At 69.0% G+C, this 20,386-nt stretch carries 17 protein-coding genes and 2 pseudogenes; 10 read left to right on the forward strand and 9 right to left on the reverse strand.

Annotated elements, in window-relative coordinates; all coding sequences use genetic code 11:
* Positions 1-180 precede the first annotated feature (180 nt).
* The 6 genes from J2Y70_RS00220 to J2Y70_RS00245 form a co-directional block, all read right to left on the reverse strand.
* On the reverse strand, positions 181-723 hold the full coding sequence (locus tag J2Y70_RS00220) for a hypothetical protein (protein ID WP_309912151.1): 543 nt from the start codon (positions 721-723) through the stop codon (positions 181-183).
* A gap of 159 nt (positions 724-882) precedes the next feature.
* Complete coding sequence (locus J2Y70_RS00225; protein ID WP_309912153.1) at positions 883-2,931, reverse strand: NADPH-dependent 2,4-dienoyl-CoA reductase; 2,049 nt, start codon at positions 2,929-2,931, stop codon at positions 883-885.
* Between the two features lie 517 nt (positions 2,932-3,448).
* Positions 3,449-4,474: a zinc-binding alcohol dehydrogenase family protein gene (locus J2Y70_RS00230; protein WP_309912154.1), complete on the reverse strand. Its 1,026-nt coding sequence runs from the start codon at positions 4,472-4,474 to the stop codon at positions 3,449-3,451.
* A 52-nt stretch (positions 4,475-4,526) separates the two neighbouring features.
* Positions 4,527-5,561: an aldo/keto reductase gene (locus J2Y70_RS00235; protein ID WP_309912157.1), complete on the reverse strand. Its 1,035-nt coding sequence runs from the start codon at positions 5,559-5,561 to the stop codon at positions 4,527-4,529.
* A 43-nt stretch (positions 5,562-5,604) separates the two neighbouring features.
* The gene (locus J2Y70_RS00240; RefSeq protein ID WP_309912160.1) at positions 5,605-6,879 is read right to left on the reverse strand and encodes an SGNH/GDSL hydrolase family protein; all 1,275 of its coding nucleotides are present in this window, start codon (positions 6,877-6,879) and stop codon (positions 5,605-5,607) included.
* Positions 6,876-8,117 carry an MFS transporter gene (locus J2Y70_RS00245; protein WP_309912161.1) on the reverse strand — a complete coding sequence of 414 codons (1,242 nt, stop codon included), beginning with the start codon at positions 8,115-8,117 and terminating at the stop codon, positions 6,876-6,878. Before J2Y70_RS00245 ends, J2Y70_RS00240 begins: the two co-directional genes overlap by 4 nt.
* 97 nt (positions 8,118-8,214) lie before the next feature.
* Here J2Y70_RS00245 and J2Y70_RS00250 point away from each other — a divergent pair, with 97 nt between their 5' ends.
* From J2Y70_RS00250 to J2Y70_RS00265, 4 genes are all read left to right on the forward strand, one after another.
* Positions 8,215-9,126 carry a LysR family transcriptional regulator gene (locus J2Y70_RS00250; RefSeq protein ID WP_309912163.1) on the forward strand — a complete coding sequence of 304 codons (912 nt, stop codon included), beginning with the start codon at positions 8,215-8,217 and terminating at the stop codon, positions 9,124-9,126.
* Positions 9,127-9,404: 278 nt separating this feature from the next.
* On the forward strand, positions 9,405-10,499 hold the full coding sequence (locus J2Y70_RS00255; protein ID WP_263397432.1) for an OmpA family protein: 1,095 nt from the start codon (positions 9,405-9,407) through the stop codon (positions 10,497-10,499).
* A 251-nt stretch (positions 10,500-10,750) separates the two neighbouring features.
* Entirely contained in the window at positions 10,751-11,254 is a 504-nt protein-coding gene (locus tag J2Y70_RS00260; RefSeq protein ID WP_263397433.1) for a hypothetical protein, read from the forward strand.
* A gap of 46 nt (positions 11,255-11,300) precedes the next feature.
* On the forward strand, positions 11,301-12,137 hold the full coding sequence (locus J2Y70_RS00265; protein ID WP_309912165.1) for a pseudouridine synthase: 837 nt from the start codon (positions 11,301-11,303) through the stop codon (positions 12,135-12,137).
* Here J2Y70_RS00265 and J2Y70_RS00270 read toward each other — a convergent pair.
* A complete protein-coding gene (locus tag J2Y70_RS00270; RefSeq protein WP_309912168.1) occupies positions 12,073-12,480 on the reverse strand; it encodes an HNH endonuclease in 408 nt (135 codons plus the stop codon). The genes J2Y70_RS00265 and J2Y70_RS00270 overlap by 65 nt on opposite strands.
* Before the next feature lies 1 nt (position 12,481).
* On the reverse strand, positions 12,482-13,684 hold the full coding sequence (gene kbl / locus J2Y70_RS00275; protein ID WP_309912169.1) for a glycine C-acetyltransferase: 1,203 nt from the start codon (positions 13,682-13,684) through the stop codon (positions 12,482-12,484).
* Between the two features lie 199 nt (positions 13,685-13,883).
* On the opposite strand from kbl, the gene J2Y70_RS00280 reads away from it, so the two are divergent.
* From J2Y70_RS00280 to J2Y70_RS00305, 6 genes and pseudogenes are all read left to right on the forward strand, one after another.
* Positions 13,884-14,906: a sulfate ABC transporter substrate-binding protein gene (locus J2Y70_RS00280; protein WP_309912171.1), complete on the forward strand. Its 1,023-nt coding sequence runs from the start codon at positions 13,884-13,886 to the stop codon at positions 14,904-14,906.
* 4 nt (positions 14,907-14,910) lie between these two features.
* Positions 14,911-15,324 (forward strand): annotated as a pseudogene (locus J2Y70_RS00285) (molybdate ABC transporter permease subunit); the annotation flags it as partial.
* Between the two features lie 246 nt (positions 15,325-15,570).
* Positions 15,571-16,011: pseudogene (locus J2Y70_RS00290) on the forward strand (ABC transporter permease subunit); the annotation flags it as partial.
* A 1-nt stretch (position 16,012) separates the two neighbouring features.
* Positions 16,013-16,972, forward strand: coding sequence for a sulfate ABC transporter permease subunit CysW (gene cysW, locus J2Y70_RS00295; protein WP_309912173.1), 960 nt, complete (start codon positions 16,013-16,015; stop codon positions 16,970-16,972).
* Between the two features lie 7 nt (positions 16,973-16,979).
* Complete coding sequence (locus J2Y70_RS00300; protein WP_309912175.1) at positions 16,980-18,023, forward strand: sulfate/molybdate ABC transporter ATP-binding protein; 1,044 nt, start codon at positions 16,980-16,982, stop codon at positions 18,021-18,023.
* Between the two features lie 353 nt (positions 18,024-18,376).
* Entirely contained in the window at positions 18,377-19,084 is a 708-nt protein-coding gene (locus J2Y70_RS00305; RefSeq protein WP_309912177.1) for a TorF family putative porin, read from the forward strand.
* Between the two features lie 124 nt (positions 19,085-19,208).
* Here the strand turns inward: J2Y70_RS00305 and tdh are convergent, their stop codons facing one another.
* Positions 19,209-20,240 (reverse strand): L-threonine 3-dehydrogenase, encoded by a 1,032-nt coding sequence (gene tdh, locus J2Y70_RS00310; RefSeq protein ID WP_263397441.1) that lies wholly within the window; start codon positions 20,238-20,240, stop codon positions 19,209-19,211.
* Positions 20,241-20,386 lie beyond the last annotated feature (146 nt).

A 20,386-nucleotide genomic window follows, 5' to 3' on the forward strand; every position in this document is an offset into this window, starting at 1 on the left:
TGGAGGCCGGCGGATCCACCAAGATGGGTGGATCAGAAGTGGCGCGCACAATAGGCGCCGCTTCCCCAATCGCAACTGAACCCCTGACATTGACAGCGCTCACATTGGCTGTGGTGCGCTGCAGCGCGAGTCCACGGTCGCATCGTTGCGCACGCGCGAACCTTGTGCATCACATTTGCATCACGCTGCATAGAGTTGCGCGATTGGTCTCGACGCGTATTGCGCATGACGATGCCATCGAAGAATCGAACGCGGCAACGATGTGCTGAGCGGCAATAGGGGCAACGCTGTGCCTATAGCGTCGTGGCGAACGTCGCATGTGGATGCGCGAATGCGGTTCCGGCTTCGACAATGCGCTAAGTCGGAGAACAGCAGCTGCATCGCCAAGCTGCATGACGCGAACATCGCGTTGTATGCGCTGCCGCATAGCGAACCGCGCTGAAGCGTGCGCATGACGTTACGCGTTGGCCATATTCTGTCTGTTGGCGGCGGACGCGGTGCCTTGCCTGTATCGGCCGTGCCTGCGCGCAAGTCGAATGTGTTGTCTATCAATTGTCCGGACAGCGCCTGCTGCAACTCCGGAAGGGAGATCCGCAGGCCGTTGCCGGACTGGAGCCGCAGCGCGCCGAACGCCATCGCCAGCAGGCCAGCGACGCGGCGCAGCCCTACATCGCGGGTGTCGCCGATAGCGCGCCGAGGCGTGCAGTGGTGTGCCGGCACCACGCGCGTGCTGCGCCACGAACTGGCCGATCGCGTGTACACCGCGTTCAGCGCATTGCCACCTGCGCAGTTGCGACAGCGCCTCGTCCTTGGTGATCCAGGTGTTGCGCGCGTCCTTTCCCTGCGTCCGCTAAGCGCATGCCGTTATCGCCGCACGCGCGCCTAGAGCTGCGCCGCCAGGCGGCTGCCCTGAGCGATCGCACGCTTGGCATCCAGCTCCGCGGCGACGTCGGCACCGCCGATCAGGTGCACCTTGCGACCGGCGGCCTGCAGCGCATCGTGCAGGTCGCGACGCGGCTCCTGGCCGGCGCAGACCACCACGGTGCCGACCGGCAACAGCTGTTCTGTACCGTCCACGCGGATGCGCAAGCCGGCGTCGTCCATGCCCAGGTACTCGACCCCGCCGAGCATGCTCACGCCCTTGGCCTTGAGCGTGGCGCGGTGGATCCAGCCGGTGGTCTTGCCCAGGCGCGCGCCGGGGCGGCCGGCACTGCGCTGCAGCAGCCACACCGTGCGCGCCGGCGCTTCCGGCTGCGGCTTGCGCAGCGCACCGCGCGTTTCGAACTGCGGATCCACGCCCCATTCGGCCATCCAGCGCGCCGGATCCAGCGCGGTCGATTCGCCGGCATGCACCAGGAACTCGCCGACGTCGAACCCGATGCCGCCGGCGCCGATGATCGCGACCTTGTCCGCGGCCTGTACCCGGCCTTGCAGTACGTCGAGATAGCTGACCACATTGGGATGATCCGCGCCCGGGAAATCGACCGCGCGCGGCACGATGCCGGTGGCCAGCACCACCTCGTCGAAGTCGGCCAGCAGCGCCGCATCGGCGGTGGTGCGCAGGCGCACGTCCACGCCGGTGGCGTCGAGCTGGTGGCGGAAATAGCGCAGCGTTTCGTGGAACTCTTCTTTACCGGGAATGCGCTTGGCGACGTTGAACTGGCCGCCGATCTCCGTGGCGCTGTCGAACAAGGTCACGCGGTGGCCGCGCTCGGCGGCCACCGTGGCGCAGGCCAGCCCCGCCGGGCCGGCGCCGACCACGGCGATGCGCCGCGGCGTCGCCGTGGGCAGGTAGTTGAGTTCGGTTTCGGCCGCCGCGCGCGGATTGACCAGACAGCTGGCGGTCTTGTTCTCGAACACGTGGTCCAGGCACGCCTGGTTGCAGGCGATGCAGGTGTTGATCGCCTGCGCCTGGCCGCGCCGCGCCTTGTTCGGCCACTCCGGATCGGCCAGCAGCGGCCGCGCCAGCGACACCATGTCGGCGCCGCCGCTGGCGAGGATGCGTTCGGCCACGTCGGGCATGTTGATACGGTTGGTGGCGATCAGCGGCACCCGCACGTGCGGCTTGAGCTTGGCGGTGACGCCGGCGAAGGCGGCGCGCGGCACCGAGGTGGCGATGGTCGGCACGCGCGCCTCGTGCCAGCCGATGCCGGAGTTGATCAGCGTCGCACCGGCGGCCTCGATCGCCTGCGCCTGCGCCACGATCTCCTGCCAGTCGCTGCCGTCCTCGACCAGGTCCACCAGCGACAGCCGGTAGATGATGATGAAGTCCGGCCCGCAGGCCTCGCGGATGCGGCGCACGATCTCCACCGCGAAGCGCATGCGCTTGCTCGCGTCGCCGCCCCAGGCATCGTCGCGGCGGTTGCTGCGCGGAGCCACGAACTCGTTGATCAGATAGCCTTCCGAGCCCATCACCTCGACGCCGTCGTAGCCGGCTTCGCGCGCCAGCCGCGCGGCGCGGGCGTAGGCGCCGATCTGGCGCTCGACGCCGCGTGCGGACAGCGCGCGCGGGGTGAACGGATTGATCGGCGCCTTCAGCTTCGACGGTGCCACCGACAGCGGGTGGTAGGCGTAGCGCCCGGCATGCAGCAGCTGCAGGCAGATCTTGGCGCCATGCGCATGCACCGCGCGGGTCACCTGCCGGTGCGGGCGCACTTCCCATGGCCACGACAGCTTGCCGCCGAACGGCTTCAGCCAGCCGACCACGTTCGGGGCGAAGCCGCCGGTGACGATCAGCCCGGCGCCGCCGGCGGCGCGTTCAGCGAAATACGCGGCCAGCTTGGGGAAGTCGCGGGCGCGGTCCTCCAGGCCGGTGTGCATCGAGCCCATCAGCACCCGGTTGCGCAGTTGGGTGAAGCCCAGGTCGAGCGGGGCGAACAGGTGCGGGTAGGCGGCGGGGGACGGGTCGGGCTGGCCGGAGGCGGGCGACATGGCTTGGATACGCTGGCGTACGGAAGCGCGCAGGGTGACGCGAAACCTGGGCTACGGCAAGAGGGGCGTTGGCTTTACCTTTGCCGTTGCCTTGGTCTTGCCCTGGGATTTTGAAGCTTTGAAGCTTTGGAGCAACAGCAACAGCTTCCGCTGGCGCGGGTTACTTTTCTTTGCTTGTGCAAAGAAAAGTAACCAAAAGAAAGCACACCCCGCAGCGCGCCCTCCGCGCTGCGCGCTCCGGGTCCGCAGCCCCGACGGGCATTTTTCGACGGCACATCCATGTGCCGGCGAAAAACGTCGCGCATCCTGCGCGCCGCCCTTCGGGTATTCGCCCGCCGGGCCTGCCGCGCTGAGGGGCCTCTTATCAAAACAAAGCAAAGGCGACAGCAACTGCAACAGCAGAAGCGGAAGCGGAAGCTACAGCGGAGCTGGCGAACGGTCTGTGGGGCGGCCAATGGCCGCCGCGCGCGCAAAGCAAGGCGATCGCCCCCGTGTCCGGGCCGAACTGCGCTAAACCTCAGCCCCAGCCGGCCAGCGCCAGCTTGCCGATGGTGCTGCCCGATTCCAGACGCCGGTGCGCTTCGCGCAGGTTTGCCGCGTCGATCGGCGTCAGCGTCTCGGTCAGCGTGGTGCGCAGTTCGCCGGCATCGACCAGGCTGGCGGTGCGTGCCAGGATCCGGTGCTGCTCGATCATGTCGGCGGTCTTGAAGCGTGCCCGCGCGAACATCATTTCCCAGTGGATGCCGATGCACTTGGACTTGTACGGATCGCCGATGCGCAGCGCGCCGGCCGGTTCCACGATCAGGCCGACATGGCCCTGCGGCGCGACCAGTTCGCCGAGTGCGTCCCAGTAGCGGTCGGTGTCGGCCAGATTCAATGCCGCATCCACCTGTTCGATGCCCAGGGCCTGCAGCTGCGGCGCCAGCGGCTGGCGATGGTCGATCACGTGCTGCGCGCCCAACTGCAGGCACCAGTCGCGGGTCTGCTGGCGCGACGCGGTGGCGATGACCTCGAAGCCGGCATGCCGCGCCAGTTGGATCGCGATCGAGCCGACGCCGCCGGCGCCGCCGATCACCAGCAGGCGGCGGCCGCGGTTGCGCTCGTCGTCGAAGTCGAACGGCATGCGCTGGAACAGCAGTTCCCACGCGGTCAGCGTGGTCAGCGGCAGCGCCGCGGCCTGTGCGAAATCCAGCGTCGCCGGCTTGCGCGCGACGATGCGCGCATCCACCAGCTGATATTGCGCATTGCTGCCGGCGCGGGTGATGTCGCCGGCGTAATAGACCTCGTCGCCGGGTTCGAAGCCCTCGACATCGGCACCGACCGCCTCGACCACGCCGGCCGCGTCGTAGCCCAGCACCTTGGGCTGCGCCTCCACCTGCGGCTTGGGGGCGCGCACCTTGGTGTCGACCGGGTTGACCGACACCGCCTCCACTCGAATCAGCAGGTCGAAACCTGTGGGCGCGGGCGGCTTGAGTAGGTCCACGTCGAGCAGCGACTGCGGATCGTCGATCGGCAGGTAATGGGTGAGGGCGACGGCTTTCATGATGTCTCCAGGCGTGGGGGAATCGGTGGCGGGAAGGCGCTGCGTGTCCGGCTCATACCGGCCGCGGGTTGCGTTCGGCGAAGCCGCGCTGGTGCCAGTACGGGTACGGCGGTACCGCCGCGCTCGCTTCGTCCAGGCGCCGCACCTGCGCGGCGTCGAGATTCCAGCCGACCGCGCCCAGGTTCTGCCGCAGCTGCTCCTCATTGCGCGCGCCGATGATGACGCTGCTCACCGTGGGCCGTTGCAACAGCCAGTTCAGTGCGATCTGCGGCACGCTCTTGCCGGTCTCGGCGGCGATCACGTCGAGCGCGTCGACCACCCGGTACAGGCGCTCGTCCTCGACCGGCGGGCCGGCCTCGGTGACCTTGCTGTTGTGCAGGCGGCTGCTCTCCGGCAGCGGCTGGCCGCGGCGGATCTTGCCGGTCAGCCGGCCCCAGCCCAGCGGGCTCCACACCACCGCGCCCACGCCCTGGTCCAGGCCCAGCGGCATCAGTTCTTCCTCGTAGTCGCGGCCGATCAGCGAGTAGTAGGTCTGATTGGCGACGTAGCGCGACCAGCCGTAGCGGTCGGCCACCGCCAGCGACTTCATCAGGTGCCAGCCGGAGAAGTTGGACACGCCCAGGTAGCGGATCTTGCCGGCGCGGACCAAGTCGTCGAGCGTGGACAGGGTTTCCTCCACCGGCGTCTTCGCGTCGAAGCCGTGCAGCTGGAACAGGTCGATGTAGTCGGTGCCCAGGCGCTTGAGCGCCGCCTCGACCGCGCGCACCAGGTGGAAGCGCGAGGAACCGACGCTGTTGGGGTCGTTGGGATCGAAGCGGAACGTGGCCTTGGTCGAGATCAGCACCTGGTCGCGGCGGCCCTTGATCGCCGCGCCCAGCACCGATTCGGCGGCGCCGCCGGAATAGATGTCGGCGCTGTCGAACAGGTTGACCCCGGCCTCCAGGCAGATGTCGATCAGGCGCCGCGCCTGGTCCACGTCCGAATTGCCCCAGGCGGCGAAGAACTCGTTCGAGCCGGCGAAGGTGCCGGTGCCGAAGCTGAGCACGGGGACCTTGAAGCCGGAGGCGCCGAGATGACGGTATTCCATGGTGAGACTCCTTGATGCAGGGGGAAATGGCGGGATGCGGAAATCAGCGTGGCGAAGCGGAGACGGCGTGCGTGTCGGTCTCGCTGCCGAGCACGCGCGCGGCGGCCTCGGCCATGGCGGCATAGCCGGCGTCGCCGGGGTGGAGGTGATCGCCGGAATCGAACGCGGGCAGCATGCGGGTGGGGTGCGCGGGGTCGCGGAGCAGGGCGTCGAAATCGATGATCGCATCGAAACCGTTGCCGTTTCGTATCCATGCGTTGACCTGCTGGCGCACGCGTTCCTTGTCCGAGCTGTAGTAGCCGTGGATCGGCGTGTCCGGCAATGCGCCCTCGAACGGGGTCAGCGTGGCGCCGATCACCCGCAGGCCGCGCGCCTGCGCGCGCTGCAGCAACTGGCGGTAGCCGGCGATCAGTTCCTGCGCGGACACCGGCGCGTCGTCCGGCGCGAACGGCGTGGCGTACCAACTGATGTCGTTGATGCCGATCAGCAGCACCAGCGTATGCACGCCCGGTTGCGCCAGCACGTCGCGGTCCAGCCGTGCCAGCGCGTTGCGGCCCATGCGGTCGCGCAGCACGCGGCCGCCGGAGATGCCGGCGTTGAGCACCGCCATGCGCTGCGGGGCCAGCCGCGTGGCGAGCTGGTCCGGCCAGCGCCGGTCGCGGCCCGGGGTGGACGCGGCGCCATCGGTGATCGAATCGCCCAGTGCCACCACCGCGCCGGCGGCGTCGGCGCGACGCACCTGGATGCCGCTGACGAACAGGCGCACCGGCAACGCGGTGGCGTCGGCCAGCGTCGCGTCCGCAGTGCGCTCGCCCGCGGTCAGCCAGGCGCTTTGCAGGCCTTCCCAATGGAAGGTGGACGGCGCGGTCGGCTGCGGCAGGTACAGGCTGACGCTGAGCCGGGCCAGGTCCGGCACGCGCAGCGCGACCGGGTCGCTGAGCACCGGCGCGCCGGGCGGGATGGTCACCGTGCGCTGCCCGCCGAAACGCAGTTCGCGGTCCGAGCCGGGCACGGTCGCCGCGCCGTCGCCGGCCAGCGCCAGGTGCGCGGCGCCGATGTGCAGCGGTTCGCGGCCATAGGCATTGGACAGCTCCACGCGCACCGTATCGCCGCCCAGGCTGATCCGCGCCACTTGGCGCACCGTCTGCTGCCACAGGTTGAACGGGGTCTGGGTCGGGAACGGGAAGTCGGCGGCCCACAGCGGCTGCGGGCTGGCCTGCCAGGTGGCGATCCAGTCGCGCTCGGCGGCGCCGGCCGGCAATGCGAGCGCGCCCAGCAAGGTGGTGACCAGCGCGGCCTGGCGCAGCTGCCGGCTCATGCCGCACCGCCCGCGGCGCAGGCGTGCACCGGCGCATGGGCGGAGGCGGGCGACAGCCGCAGCGCCAGCAGCGCCACCGCCAGGCCGGTCGCGGTGACCAGCGCCGCCGCCCACGGCAACTGCGCCAGGCTGCCGCCGTGGCCGATCACCAGCCCGCCGAGCCCGGCGCCCAGCGCATTGCCCAGGTTGAAGGCGCCGATGTTCAGGCTCGAGGCCAGATGTCGGCCGGCATCGCCGGCCTTGCCCAGCACCCACAGCTGCAGCGGCGCCACCGTGGCGAACGCGGCCACCCCGAGCAGGCCGACCAACAGCACCATCGCCGGCACTGAGCGCAGCGCGAAGGCCAGCGCCGCCAGCACCAGCGCCAGCAGCCCGAGGGTCAGCGGCAACGCCTGCCGCGGATGGCGGTCGGCCAGGCGCCCGCCGAGCAGGTTGCCGACGATCATGCCGACCCCGAACACCAGCAACAGCGGCGAGACCGCGCCGTCGCCCAGGCCGGTGACCCGGGTCAGGATCGGCTGGATATAGGTGTAGACGGTGAACACGCCGGCATAGCCGAGCACCGTCGTCGCCAGCCCGAGCAGCACCGGCGCGCGGCCGACCGCGCGCAGTTCCTCGCGCAGCGGCAGGGTCGGCGTGGCGTCGTCGCCGGCCGGCACCAGCGCGGCGATCACCACGGTGGCCAGCAGGCCGATCGCGGCCACCGCCCAGAACGTCGCGCGCCAGCCGAACTGCAGGCCCAGCCAGGCGCCGGCCGGCACCCCGAGCAGGGTGGCGACGGTGAGCCCGGTGAACATGGTCGCGATCGCCGAGGCCTTGCGTTGCGGCGCCACCAGGCCGGTGGCGACCACCGCGCCGACGCCGAAGAAGGTGCCGTGCGCCAGCGAGGTGACCACCCGCGCCGCCATCAGCGTGGCGTAGTCCGGCGCCAGCGCGCAGGCCAGGTTGCCGGCGGTGAACACCAGCATCAGCGCCACCAGCACCCGCTTGCGCGGCCAGCGCCGGCTGGCCACGGTCAGCAGCGGCGCGCCGACGAACACGCCCAGCGCGTAGCCGGAAATCAGCAGCCCGGCAGCCGGCACGCTGACCTGCAGGTCGGCCGCGACCTGCAGCAGCAGGCCCATGATCACGAACTCGGTGGTGCCGATGCCGAAGGCGCCGGCGGTCAGCGCGAACAGGGCCAGCGGCAGCCGCGGTGGCGGCGCAGCGGCCGGCCGTAGCGTGGGGGAGGGAGGCATGGCGGTTCCGGAGAAGGCGGGAGAAGCACAGCCTAGGTCCGCGCTTTATCAGCTGAAACTGGCAATATATTGAGTGACTTTCAATGGAATCGATAAAGTGGACCGGATCGGCGACATCGCCCTGTTCCTGCGCGTGCTCGACCTGGGGTCGATCAGCGCCGCGGCGCGCAGCCTGGATCTGTCGGTGGCGGTCGCCAGCCAGCGGCTGAAGCGGCTCGAGCGCGACCTCGGCGTGCGCCTGCTGCACCGGACCACGCGGCGCCTGCATCCCACGCCCGAAGGCCTGCAGCTGGCCGAACAGGGGCGCGTCCTGGTCGAGGACCTGGAGTCGCTGGCCGGCGGCCTGCGCGCCGCCGGCAACGCCGCCGCCGGCACCTTGCGGGTGACGATGTCGGCCTCGTTCGGGCGCCAGTACGTGTCGCCGCTGCTGCCGCAGTTCATGGCCCTGTATCCGCAGATGCGGCTGAGCGTGCACCTGAGCGACAACGTGGTGGATCTGATCAGCGAGGGCTTCGACCTGGCGATCCGGATCGGCGCGCTGCGCGATTCCAGCCTGGTCGCGCGGCGCCTGGCCGGCAACCGCCGCGTGCTGTGCGCGTCTGACGACTACCTGCGCCGTCACGGCGAACCGGCGACCGCGGCGGACCTGGCCGCGCACGCCTGCCTGCTGCTGACCGGCGCCGAGGGCCGCCAGGACACCTGGCGCCTGCACGGCGCCGAGGGCGAGGTCGCGGTCAGGGTGCGCGGTCCGCTGGAATCCAACTTCGGCGAGGTGCTGCGCGATGCGGCGCTGAACGGCCAGGGCATCTCCCTGCATTCGGTATGGCATGTGGCCGAGGACCTGCGCCGCGGGCGCCTGCGCCAGGTGCTGCCGCAATACGCGATCGCCGAGACCGGCATCTATGCGGTGATGCCGCAGCGCCGGCTGATGCCGCCACGGGTGCGCGCCTTCGTCGAGTTCATGCAGGTGCAGCTGGCCGACCCGCCGCCCTGGGAGCGCCTGGCCTGAGTCGCAAAAACAACACGCAGGCGTACTGTCTACGGACGCAGACGGACGCCCAGGCGCCGCATTGCATCATTTCATGAAGCTGTATACGGTGTATCCACGACCGTTGAGGGTCTGGCCATGGGTTTCACATGTTACGCGCCCGTTAACGCCGTCTTCACCATGCCGAGCATAATGTGCGCGGCGATGGCGTGCGGAAACGGCCGTCTGGATGTGACGAGACATCTGTACTGAACCATGCCCTATCGGTTTCTATATCCCCGAAACAAGGAGCTGTATTAATGAACAAGAAAATTCTCACCGCCGCGTTGCTGGGCGGTCTGGCCGTCGCCCAGGCAGCGTCCGCACAGGAATTCGACGACCGCTGGTACCTGACCGGTTCGGCCGGCTTCAACTTCCAGGACAACGACCGTCTGACCAACGACGCCCCGTTCGTCACCCTGGGCCTGGGCAAGTTCGTCAGCCCGAACTGGTCGATCGACGGTGAACTGAACTATCAGAACCCGAACTTCGATGCCAACCAGGACCTGAACTGGAGCCAGTACGGCGTCTCGTTCGACCTGCGTCGCCACTTCATCCAGGAAGGCCGCGGCTGGAACCCGTACCTGCTGTTCGGCCTGGGCTACCAGCGCTCGGAAGAAGAGTTCGACACCGGCGCCGCCGTGTCCCCGGGTCAGCGCAAGGACGGCAACTTCGCCGCCAAGGCCGGCGTCGGCCTGCAGACCACCTTCGACAAGCGCGTTGCCGTGCGTGCCGAAGTGGCCTACCGCGCTGACTTCGACGACCAGAGCGTTTCCGCTCCGTCGGAGAACTGGTTCGGCGACGTGCTGGCCTCGGTCGGCGTCGTGATCCCGCTCGGCCCGCCGCCGTCGGCTCCGGTTGCCGCTCCTGCTCCGACCGCTGCCCCGAGCTGCGCGGACATGGACGACGACGGTGACGGCGTCAACAACTGCGACGACAAGTGCCCGGCTTCGCAGCCTGGCCAGACCATCGGTCCGGACGGTTGCCCGGTGCCGGTGTCGATCGACCTGAAGGGCGTCAACTTCGACTTCAACAAGTCGACCCTGCGTCCGGACGCGATCGCGATCCTGAGCGAGGCCACCGAGATCCTGAAGCGTTACCCCGACCTGAAGGTCGAGGTCGCCGGTCACACCGACTCGAAGGGTACCGACGCCTACAACCAGAAGCTGTCCGAGCGTCGTGCGACCACCGTGTATGACTACCTGACCAAGAACGGCGTGGACGCTTCGCGTCTGGTCGGTCCGATCGGTTACGGCGAGAGCCGCCCGATTGCGCCGAACACCAACCCGGATGGTTCGGACAACCCGGAAGGCCGTGCGAAGAACCGTCGTACCGAGCTGAACGTCCAGAACTAATCGGACGCTTCATGCTTCAAGCAAAGCCCGGCCTCGCGCCGGGCTTTGTTTTTGTGCGTGTGGAGCCGGGACCAGGGACTCGGGACTCGGGACTCGGAAAAGCGGCACTTCTGCAAACGCAGCACAAACGTCTTCAAGCTGAACTTTTTCAGCCTTCCCAATTATTTAGCGCATGCAGTGCCGGTATCGGTTGAAACTGCGCCTGGCCCTGCCTACACTCGCGGCGTCGTCTCGCCTGAATGGAAAACCCGATGCTGCGTATCGTTACGGCTGGCCTGCTTGGTCTGGCCCTGATTCCTGCCGCCCATGCCGCACCGGATTGCTCCGGCGACGTTCTGCCCAAGCCGCTGCCGTTGCCGGCCACGGTCGGTGCGCCGGTCGCTTCCGAGCTGTCCACGCGCAACCTGCAGCTGGGCATGCCCAGCGGCGTGCTGGCCCAGGCCTACAGCGGCGACCAGTCGCTGGACCGGGTGCTGCTGCGGCTGCGCGCCGAAGGCTGCCAGAGCCTGGCCAACGTCGTGCCCGCCGGCGGCGCGGTGAAGCCGAACGATCCGGCCGCGTACAAGCCGACCACCGCGTTCGACAACACGCCCTGGCGGTTCGACATGAGCCAGAACGGCAAGCGCATGACCGCCGAGGAATTCGACGCCTGGATGAAGGCGCGCGGCGTGCGCGTGGTCAAGGCGCGTCCGGCCGCGGCGGTAGTGCCGGCCGCGGCAGCGCCCGACGCGGCCAAGCCGGCCGACAAGCAGTAAGCGCGGCGCGCGGTCGCCGACCGCGCCTGCGTACGAAGCGCGAGCGGTGAAGCCTCCTTCGCGTTCCCGCCGTCCCGCATCGCGCGCGTCGGCGTCAGCGGCCGGCGCCAAGCGGCCGCCTGCTGCCGCGGCGGCAGGCGAGGCCCGCCACGGCCTGGCGCGGACCCTGTCCAAGCTCGGCCTGTGCTCGCGCACCGAGGCCGCGCGCTGGATCGCCGCCGGCCGCGTCGCGGTCGACGGGCGCACCGTCACCGATCCCGAATTCCCGATCCTGCGCGGCCGGCATCGCCTCGCGCTCGACGGCGCGCCGCTGGCTGCGACCCAGCGCCTCTATCTGATGCTCAACAAGCCGCGCGGCCTGGTCACCACCGCGCAGGACGAACGCGGCCGCGACACCGTCTACCGCTGTTTCGACGGCGCCGGGCTGCCCTGGCTGGCGCCGGTCGGGCGCCTGGACAAGGCCAGCGAGGGGTTGCTGCTGTTCTGCAACGACCCGCAGTGGGCGGCGCGGGTCACCGACCCGGCCAGCGGTCCGGACAAGACCTATCACGTGCAGGTCGATGCGGTGCCGGATGCGGACCTGCTGGCGCGGATGTGCGCCGGCGTGGTCGCCGAGGGCGAAGCGCTGCGCGCCAAGCAGGTGCGGCTGCTGCGCCAGGGCGACAAGCACGCCTGGCTGGAAGTGGTGCTGGACGAGGGCCGCAACCGGCAGATCCGGCGCCTGCTCGCCGAACTCGACCTGGGCGTGCTGCGCCTGATGCGCGTGGCGATCGGCGGGCTGGCGCTGGGCGAACTGGGCAAGGGCGCCTGGCGTGAACTCAGTGCGACGGAAGTCGCTGCACTGGTGCCGGCGGCGGACGCCAGCGCGCCAGTCGCGCGCTGAGCAGGGCGGCGACTACGTCGTAGGCGCGCGCATCCTGCGGACCGCGCGCGTCGTGGTGGCGACCCTTGGTGTGGTTGCAGCCGGCACAGGCCAGCGCGAGATTGCGTGCGTCGTTGGGGTCGTCGCCGACGAGTCCGCACAACGCGATGGCCGCACGGCGGCCGAACCAGGCCTGCGGTACCACGTGTTCCAGCGTGCTGTGGCCGAGCGGTTCCCCGTCGTCGCGCACGCGCAGGCGGCGCCGGCAGTGCAGGCACCGTGTCTCCCAGCCGCCGTCCACCGGCTGCGCCTGCGCGTCGGTCTGCGCCGCCAGCAACAGCCGTTGGCGCAGGAGCGTACGCACCTCAGGCAGGGATCACGTTCAACTCGCGCCCGATCCGCACGAACGCGTCGATCGCCCGGTCCAACTGCTCGCGGGTGTGCGCGGCGCTGATCTGGGTGCGGATCCGCGCCTGGCCCTTGGGCACCACCGGGAAGAAGAAGCCGATCGCGTAGATGCCTTCCTCCAGCAGCCGCTCGGCGAAGCGCTGCGCCAGCGGCGCGTCGTACAGCATCACCGGGCAGATCGGGTGGGTGCCGGGCTTGATGTCGAAGCCGGCCGCGGCCATGCGCTCGCGGAAGTGGCGGGTGTTCTCGACCAGTTGCGCGCGCAGGGCGTCGGCCGCATCCAGCATCGCGAACGCCTTGATCCCGGCGGCGACCACGTGCGGCGGCAACGAGTTGGAGAACAGATAGGGGCGCGAGCGCTGGCGCAGCAGTTCGATCACCTCGCGCCGGCCGGTGGTGAAGCCGCCCAGCGCGCCGCCCATCGCCTTGCCCAGGGTGCCGGTGAAGATGTCGATCTTGTCCATCACCCCCTTGACCTCGGCCGAGCCGCGGCCGGTCGCGCCGAGGAAGCCGGTGGCATGGCATTCGTCGATGTGCACCAGCGCGCCGTACTTGCGCGCCAGCGCGGTGATCTCGTCCAGCGGGGCGATGAAGCCGTCCATCGAGAATACGCCGTCGCTGGTGATCAGCTTGGTCTTGCAGCCGGCCGCGTCGGCGGCCTGCAGCTGCGCTTCCAGGTCGGCCATGTCGCAATTGGCGTAGCGGAAGCGCTTGGCCTTGCACAGGCGCACGCCGTCGATGATCGAAGCGTGGTTGAGCGCGTCGGAGATGATCGCATCGGCTTCGCCGAGCAGCGGTTCGAACAGGCCGCCGTTGGCGTCGAAGCAGGCGGCGTAGAGGATGGTGTCCTCGGTGCCGAAGAACGTGGCGATCTGCGCTTCCAGTTGCTTGTGCAGGTCCTGGGTGCCGCAGATGAAGCGCACCGAGGCCATGCCGAAGCCATGGCTGTCGAGCGCGTCCTTGGCGGCCTGGATCAGGTCCGGGTGGTCGGCCAGGCCGAGATAGTTGTTGGCGCAGAAGTTCAGCACCGTGCGGCCGTCGGCCAGGGTGATCTCGGCCGACTGCGGACCGACGATGATGCGCTCGGACTTGAACAGGCCCTGCGCGCGGATCGTGTCCAGTTCGTCGGCGTAGTGCTGGGTGAGGCGGGAATCGGTCATGACGGGCACGCGCAGGGAAAGAAGCGAAGATTTTAACGCGGCGTATGCGAAGGTCGGCGGGCGTCATGCACAAATGGCATAAGCATCGGCGGCGAAGTCATTTCACCGTACGAATGCGGCTGCGCAGCATGGCGCACTGGCCGTGGTTCGCGCGGCCGGACCGCCGTGCCGCCCGCCCCCTCACTCCGGAGATCCGCCCATGCCCAGCCTCCTGCCGCGCCGATTCAGCCCGCTGCTCGCGCTCGCGCTGTGCGCGTTCGTCGGCACCGCGGCCGCGCGCGACGTGCAACTGCTCAACGTGTCCTACGATCCCACGCGCGAGCTGTACCGCGACTACAACACGGCCTTCGCCAAGCACTGGGAACAGACCCACAGCGGCGACAAGGTGACGGTGGAAACCTCGCACGGCGGTTCCGGCAAGCAGGCGCGCTCGGTCATCGACGGGGTCGAGGCCGACGTGGTGACGCTGGCGCTGGCCTACGACGTGGACGCGATCGCCGAGAAGGGCAAGCTGATCGACCCGGGCTGGGCCAAGCGCCTGCCCGACAACAGCGCGCCGTACACCTCCACCATCGTGTTCCTGGTGCGCAAGGGCAATCCGAAGAAGATCAAGGACTGGCCGGACCTGCTGCGCACCGGCGTGTCGGTGATCACCCCGAACCCGAAGACCTCCGGCGGCGCGCGCTGGAACTACCTGGCCGCCTGGGCCTACGCCGACCACATCTTCAAGGGCGACCGCGAGCGCATCCTAGGCTACATGCGCGCGCTGTTCCGCAACGTGCCGGTGCTGGACACCGGCGCGCGTGGCGCCACCACCACCTTCGTCCAGCGCGGCATCGGCGACGTGCTGCTGGCCTGGGAGAACGAGGCGTTCCTGGCCCAGGAGGAACTGGGCAAGGACAAGTTCGAGATCGTGGTGCCGAAGCTGTCGATCCTGGCCGAACCGTCGGTGGCGGTGGTCGACAAGAACGTGGACAAGCACGGCACCCGCGCCGCCGCCGAGGAGTACCTGAAATACCTGTATTCGCCGGAAGGGCAGAAGATCGCGGCCAGGCACTACTACCGTCCGCGCCATCCCGAGTACGCCGACCGCGCCGACATCGCGCGCCTGCCGAAGGTGCAGCTGGTGACCATCGACCAGCAGTTCGGCTCCTGGGCCAAGGCCCAGGCCGAACACTTCAACGACGGCGGCCTGTTCGACCAGATCCAGGCGAGCAAGTGACGCGATGGGAGTGAATGCCGTGGCAGGCACGCGGCCGCGGTCGCGGCGCAGGGTGATCCCCGGGCTCGGCCTGAGCCTGGGGATCACGCTTGCCTGGCTTGGCCTGGTGGTGCTGATCCCGTTGCTGGGCGTGGTGCTCAAGACCAGCGGCTTGGGCTGGCACGGCGTGTGGCAGGTGTGGAGCGAACCGCGGGTGCTGTCGGCGCTGCGGGTCAGCTTCGGCACCGCCTTCGTCGCTGCCGCGTTCAACGCGGTGATGGGCACCTGGGTGGCCTGGGTGTTCGTGCGTTACCGCTTCCCCGGCAAGCGCCTGTTCGACGCGATGATCGACCTGCCGTTCGCCCTGCCGACCGCGGTGGCCGGCATCGCGCTGACCGCGCTGTACGGCGGCAACGGCTGGGTCGGGCAGTGGCTGGAGCAGCCGGCGCAGGCGTTGGCGGCCAACTTGCCGACCCTGGCCTGGTTGTGGCCGCGGCTGGCGCTGCTGCTGGCTCTGTCCGCCGGCGGCTATGCGCTGCTGCGCCGCGGCCATGCCGTGCTGCCGGCACCGCTGTTGGCGCTGCGCCGCCTGTTCGGTGCCGTGGCCGCGGCGAGTCTGGCCGCAGTGTGCATCGGCGTCATCGTGATCGGTTATGCCGGGCTGATGCAGGCGAGCGGAGCCGACGGGATCAAGGTCGCGTACACGCCGCTCGGCATCGTGGTGGCGCTGGTGTTCGTGGGCCTGCCGTTCGTGGTGCGGATCGTGCAGCCGGTGCTGGCCGAGGCCGAGCGCGAACTGGAGGAGGCCGCTGCCACGCTCGGCGCCGGCCGCTGGCAGACCATCCGCCGCGTGGTGCTGCCCGGACTGTGGCCGGCGGTGCTGACCGGCTTCGCGCTGGCCTTCGCGCGCGGCGTGGGCGAATACGGCTCGGTGATCTTCATCGCCGGCAACCTGCCCAACGCGACCGAGATCGCGCCGCTGCTGATCACCATCCGCCTGGAGGAATTCGACTATGCCGGCGCCACCGCCATCGCCGCGGCGATGCTGCTGCTGTCGCTGGTGATGCTGCTGCTGGTCAACGGCGTGCAGGCGCGGTTCGCGCGGCGCGGCCTGGCGGCGCATTGAGATGAGCGATACCGTGTCCACGTTGACCGTGCCGTTTTCGGAGAACGCGTTGAGCGCATCGCCGCCCGTCCGCCGCCGCGCCGCGTCGGTCACCACCGAACCGCGGTGGGTGCAGGCGTTGCTGATCCTCGGCGCGTTGGGCTTCCTGCTGGCGTTCCTGTTCCTGCCGCTGCTGCTGGTGTTCGTCGAAGCGCTGCGCGGCGGCCTGGGCGTGTTCTGGCGGGCGGTCTCCGATCCGGATGCGCTGGCCGCGATCCGCCTGACCCTGCTGGTGACCGCGATCGTGGTGCCGTTGAACCTGGTGTTCGGCGTGGCCGCGGCGTGGGCGGTGAGCAAGCATCGCTTTCCGGGCAAGCGTCTGCTGGTGAGCCTGATCGACCTGCCGTTCTCGGTGTCGCCGGTGGTCGCCGGCCTGGTCTTCATCCTGATCTTCGGCCGCAGCGGCTGGGCCTGGCCGCTGATCGACGAAGGCTGGCGGCTGCACCTGCCTGTGTTCGGCGAGGTGCTGCTGCAACTGCCGCGGATCGTGTTCGCGCTGCCCGGCATCGTGCTGGCGACGACCTTCGTCACCTTCCCGTTCATCGCCCGCGAGCTGATGCCGCTGATGGAGCAGCAGGGCAGCGACGAGGAACTGGCGGCGTTGAGCCTGGGCGCCAACGGTTGGCAGATGTTCTGGCGGGTGACCATGCCCAACATCCGCTGGGGCCTGTTGTACGGCGTGCTGCTGTGCAGTGCGCGGGCGATGGGCGAGTTCGGCGCGGTGTCGGTGGTGTCCGGGCACATCCGCGGGCGCACCAACACGCTGCCGCTGCACGTGGAAATCCTCTACAACGAATACGCCTACAGCGCCGCGTTCGCCTGCGCCAGCCTGCTGGCGCTGACCGCGCTGCTGACCCTGGCGCTGAAGTCCTATCTGGAATGGCGCCACGGCGAATCGCTGGCCGCCAATCACCGACATTGAGGTTGCGATGACCATCCGCGTACAGCACCTGGGCAAGCGTTTCGACGAATTCGTCGCGCTCGACGACGTCAGCCTGGACATCCGCCAGGGCGAGTTGCTGGCGCTGCTGGGGCCGTCCGGCTCGGGCAAGACCACGTTGTTGCGGGTGATCGCCGGGCTGGAGCATGCCGATGCCGGGCGCGTGCTGATCGACGGCGAGGACGCGACCGGCCTGCCGGTGCAGTCGCGCCGGGTCGGCTTCGTGTTCCAGCACTACGCGCTGTTCCGGCACATGACCGTGCGCGACAACATCGCCTTCGGCCTGCGCGTGCGCCGCGGCGCCGAGCGCCTGGCCGAGGCGGCGATCCGTGCGCGGGTGAGCGAACTGCTCGCGCTGGTGCAACTGGACGGACTGGAGTTGCGCTATCCGACGCAGCTGTCCGGCGGCCAGCGCCAGCGCGTGGCCCTGGCGCGCGCGCTGGCGATCGAGCCGCGCGTGCTGCTGCTGGACGAACCGTTCGGCGCGCTCGACGCGCAGGTGCGGCGCGACCTGCGGCGCTGGCTGCGCGAGCTGCACGACCGCACCGGGCTGACCACCGTGTTCGTCACCCACGACCAGGAAGAGGCGCTGGAACTGGCCGACCGCGTGGCGATCCTCAACCGCGGGCGCATCGAACAGCTCGGCAGCCCGGCCGATGTCTACGACCGCCCGGTGTCGCCGTTCGTGTACGGCTTCGTCGGTGCGGTCAACCGGCTGCCGGCGCAACTGCACGACGGCCAGTTGCAGGTCGCCGGACTGGCGCTGCCGGCGCCGGACACGCCGCTGTCCAGCGGCCCGGTCGATCTGTACGTGCGCCCGGAAGATCTGGCGCCCAGCGACAGCGGCTGGGCGGCGACGGTGCTGTCCTCGCAGCGCAGCGGTTCGCGGCTGCGTCTGCGCGCGCAGCTGGCGCATGGCCAGGATGAAGTGGAAGTGGAACTGCCGGCGGGCGAGGGCACGGCGCGCTATGCGCCCGGGCAAGTGCTGCAACTGAGCGCGCGCCGCTTCGGCCTGTTCGCGCAGCGCAGCTAGCGATTCATTCGGGCCCAGGCGCGCAGCGGCGGCGCTCGCGCGTTTCGACGAGCGTCTGCGGGCAAGCGGACTGGATTGTGGGAGCGACTTCAGTCGCGACGAGGCTTTCCCGATAAGGCCCGTCGCGACTGAAGTCGCTCCCACAACTGTTTTTGCCGATGGGCCTGGGCCGGCGCCGACCGCGTGGCATGACGTAGACAAGCTTTGACCCCAAGAACGCCCGCGCAAGGCCTGGAATGACTGGTTTGTCTTGAAAGTGTTGCACTGCAAGAAAAAAGCGGTTAAAAAAGTGTGAAGCCAGTGCGGGGCAAGGCGCTGGAACCACCCCCTCGACAACCGCAGGAGAATTACCGGTGAACAAGATCAAGCTTGGTGTCGCCCTGGCCGTAGCGCTGGCCGCCTCTCCGTTGAGTGCCCTGGCCCAGGACGAGGCGCCTGCCTCGCCGATCTCCGGTTCCTACGGCGTGGTCAGCGACTACGTGTTCCGCGGCGTGTCGCAGACCGACGAAGGCGCCGCGTTCCAGGCCGGCCTCACCTACACCTCGCCGTTCGGCCTGTACGTCGGCACCTGGGGCTCCAACGTCGATTTCGGCGCCGGCGATCCGGACTGGGAAGTGGACGGTTTCATCGGCTACAACGTCGACTTCTCCGAGAACTGGAACTTCGACGTGATGATCAACCGTTACGGCTATCCCGGTGCCGGCGGTTCGAACTACAACGAGCTGATCACCAAGACCAAGTTCCTCGACACCTACGCGCTGACCGTCGCCTACACCGACGACATCTACGGCCTGGACGAGGACAGCTTCTACTACGCGCTGGACGGGAACTGGACCCTGCCGCACGAGTTCACCATCGGCGCGCACGTCGGCCGCACCACCTATGCCAGCGCGCTGCCCCAGTACCAGGACTACACCGACTACAGCGTCAGCGTCGGCAAGGCGGTCGGTCCGCTGGCGCTGAGCGTGGGCTACTACGACACCGACGACAAAGGCAACCAGAACTTCGGCGAGAAGCTGGCCGACCACCGTGTCGTGGTCTCGGGCACGATCGCGTTCTGATCGGGGCGCAGCGTCGCGAACGAAGAAGGGCGCCTGGGGCGCCCTTCTTTTTTGTGCGATGACCAAGACGATTACGCAGACCCAGCCGACGCAGCGGGCGGCATCGCCGCCGCCGCGGCAGGCATCACCAGCTCAACACCACCTTGCCGGCCTTGCCTTCTTCCATCAGGTCGAAGCCCTTCTGGAATTCGTCGATGGTCAGCTGGTGGGTCAGCACCTTGCCGAGCGGGAAGCCGGACAGCACCAGCTGGGTCATCTTGTACCAGGTCTCGTACATCTTGCGGCCGTAGATGCCTTGCACGGTCAGGCCCTTGAAGATGATCTTGTCCCAGTCGGCGCCGGCGCCGCGCGGCATGATGCCGAGCATGGCGATCTTGCCGCCGTGGTACATGCAGTCGAGCATGTCGTTGAACGCGCGCGGGTTGCCGCTCATCTCCAGGCCGACGTCGAAGCCTTCCATGTGCAGATCGGCCATCACGTCCTTGAGCGAGGTGTTGGCGACGTTGACCACGCGCGTGGCGCCCATGTCGGCGGCCAGCTTGAGGCGGAAGTCGTTGACGTCGGTGACCACCACGTTGCGCGCGCCGATGTGCTTGCAGATGCCGGCGGCGATGATGCCGATCGGGCCGGCGCCGGTGATCAGCACGTCCTCGCCGATCACGTCGAACTCCAGCGCGCAGTGCGCGGCGTTGCCGTACGGATCGAAGAACGCGGCCAGTTCCGACGGGATCTGGTCCGGGATCGGCCACAGGTTGGAGGCCGGCATCACCATGTATTCGGCGAAGGCGCCGTTGACGTTGACGCCGATGCCGACCGTGTTCGGGCACAGGTGCGGGCGACCGCCGCGGCAGTTGCGGCAATGCCCGCAGACGATGTGGCCTTCGGCCGACACGCGCTGGCCGATCTGGTAGCCGCTGACCGCCGAGCCGAGCTCGGCGATGCGGCCGACGAACTCGTGGCCGATGGTCAGGCCGGGCTTGATCGTGCGCTGGCTCCATTCGTCCCACAGGTAGATGTGCAGGTCGGTGCCGCAGATCGCGGTCTTCTCCAGCTTGATCAGCACCTCGTTGGGGCCGGGTACCGGCACCGGCACCTGTTCCAGCCAGATGCCCTTGGCTGCGTCGCGCTTGACCAGCGCTTTCATTGTTTGCGCCATGGCGGTGCAAGACTCGGGGTTGAGAGGGCGCGAAGTATAAGCCGCCCGCGGGCGCGGCCATGTTGCGGCGCGTGCGGGGTGCCGTTGGTCACGGTCGCGGGATCGGTTGCGTTCGTTACAATCTAACGTCTGTCTAACGTTAGTCG

Origin of the sequence: Xanthomonas sp. 1678, from assembly GCF_031455575.1 — a bacterium.
In the GTDB taxonomy this organism is placed as follows: Bacteria; Pseudomonadota; Gammaproteobacteria; order Xanthomonadales; family Xanthomonadaceae; genus Xanthomonas_A.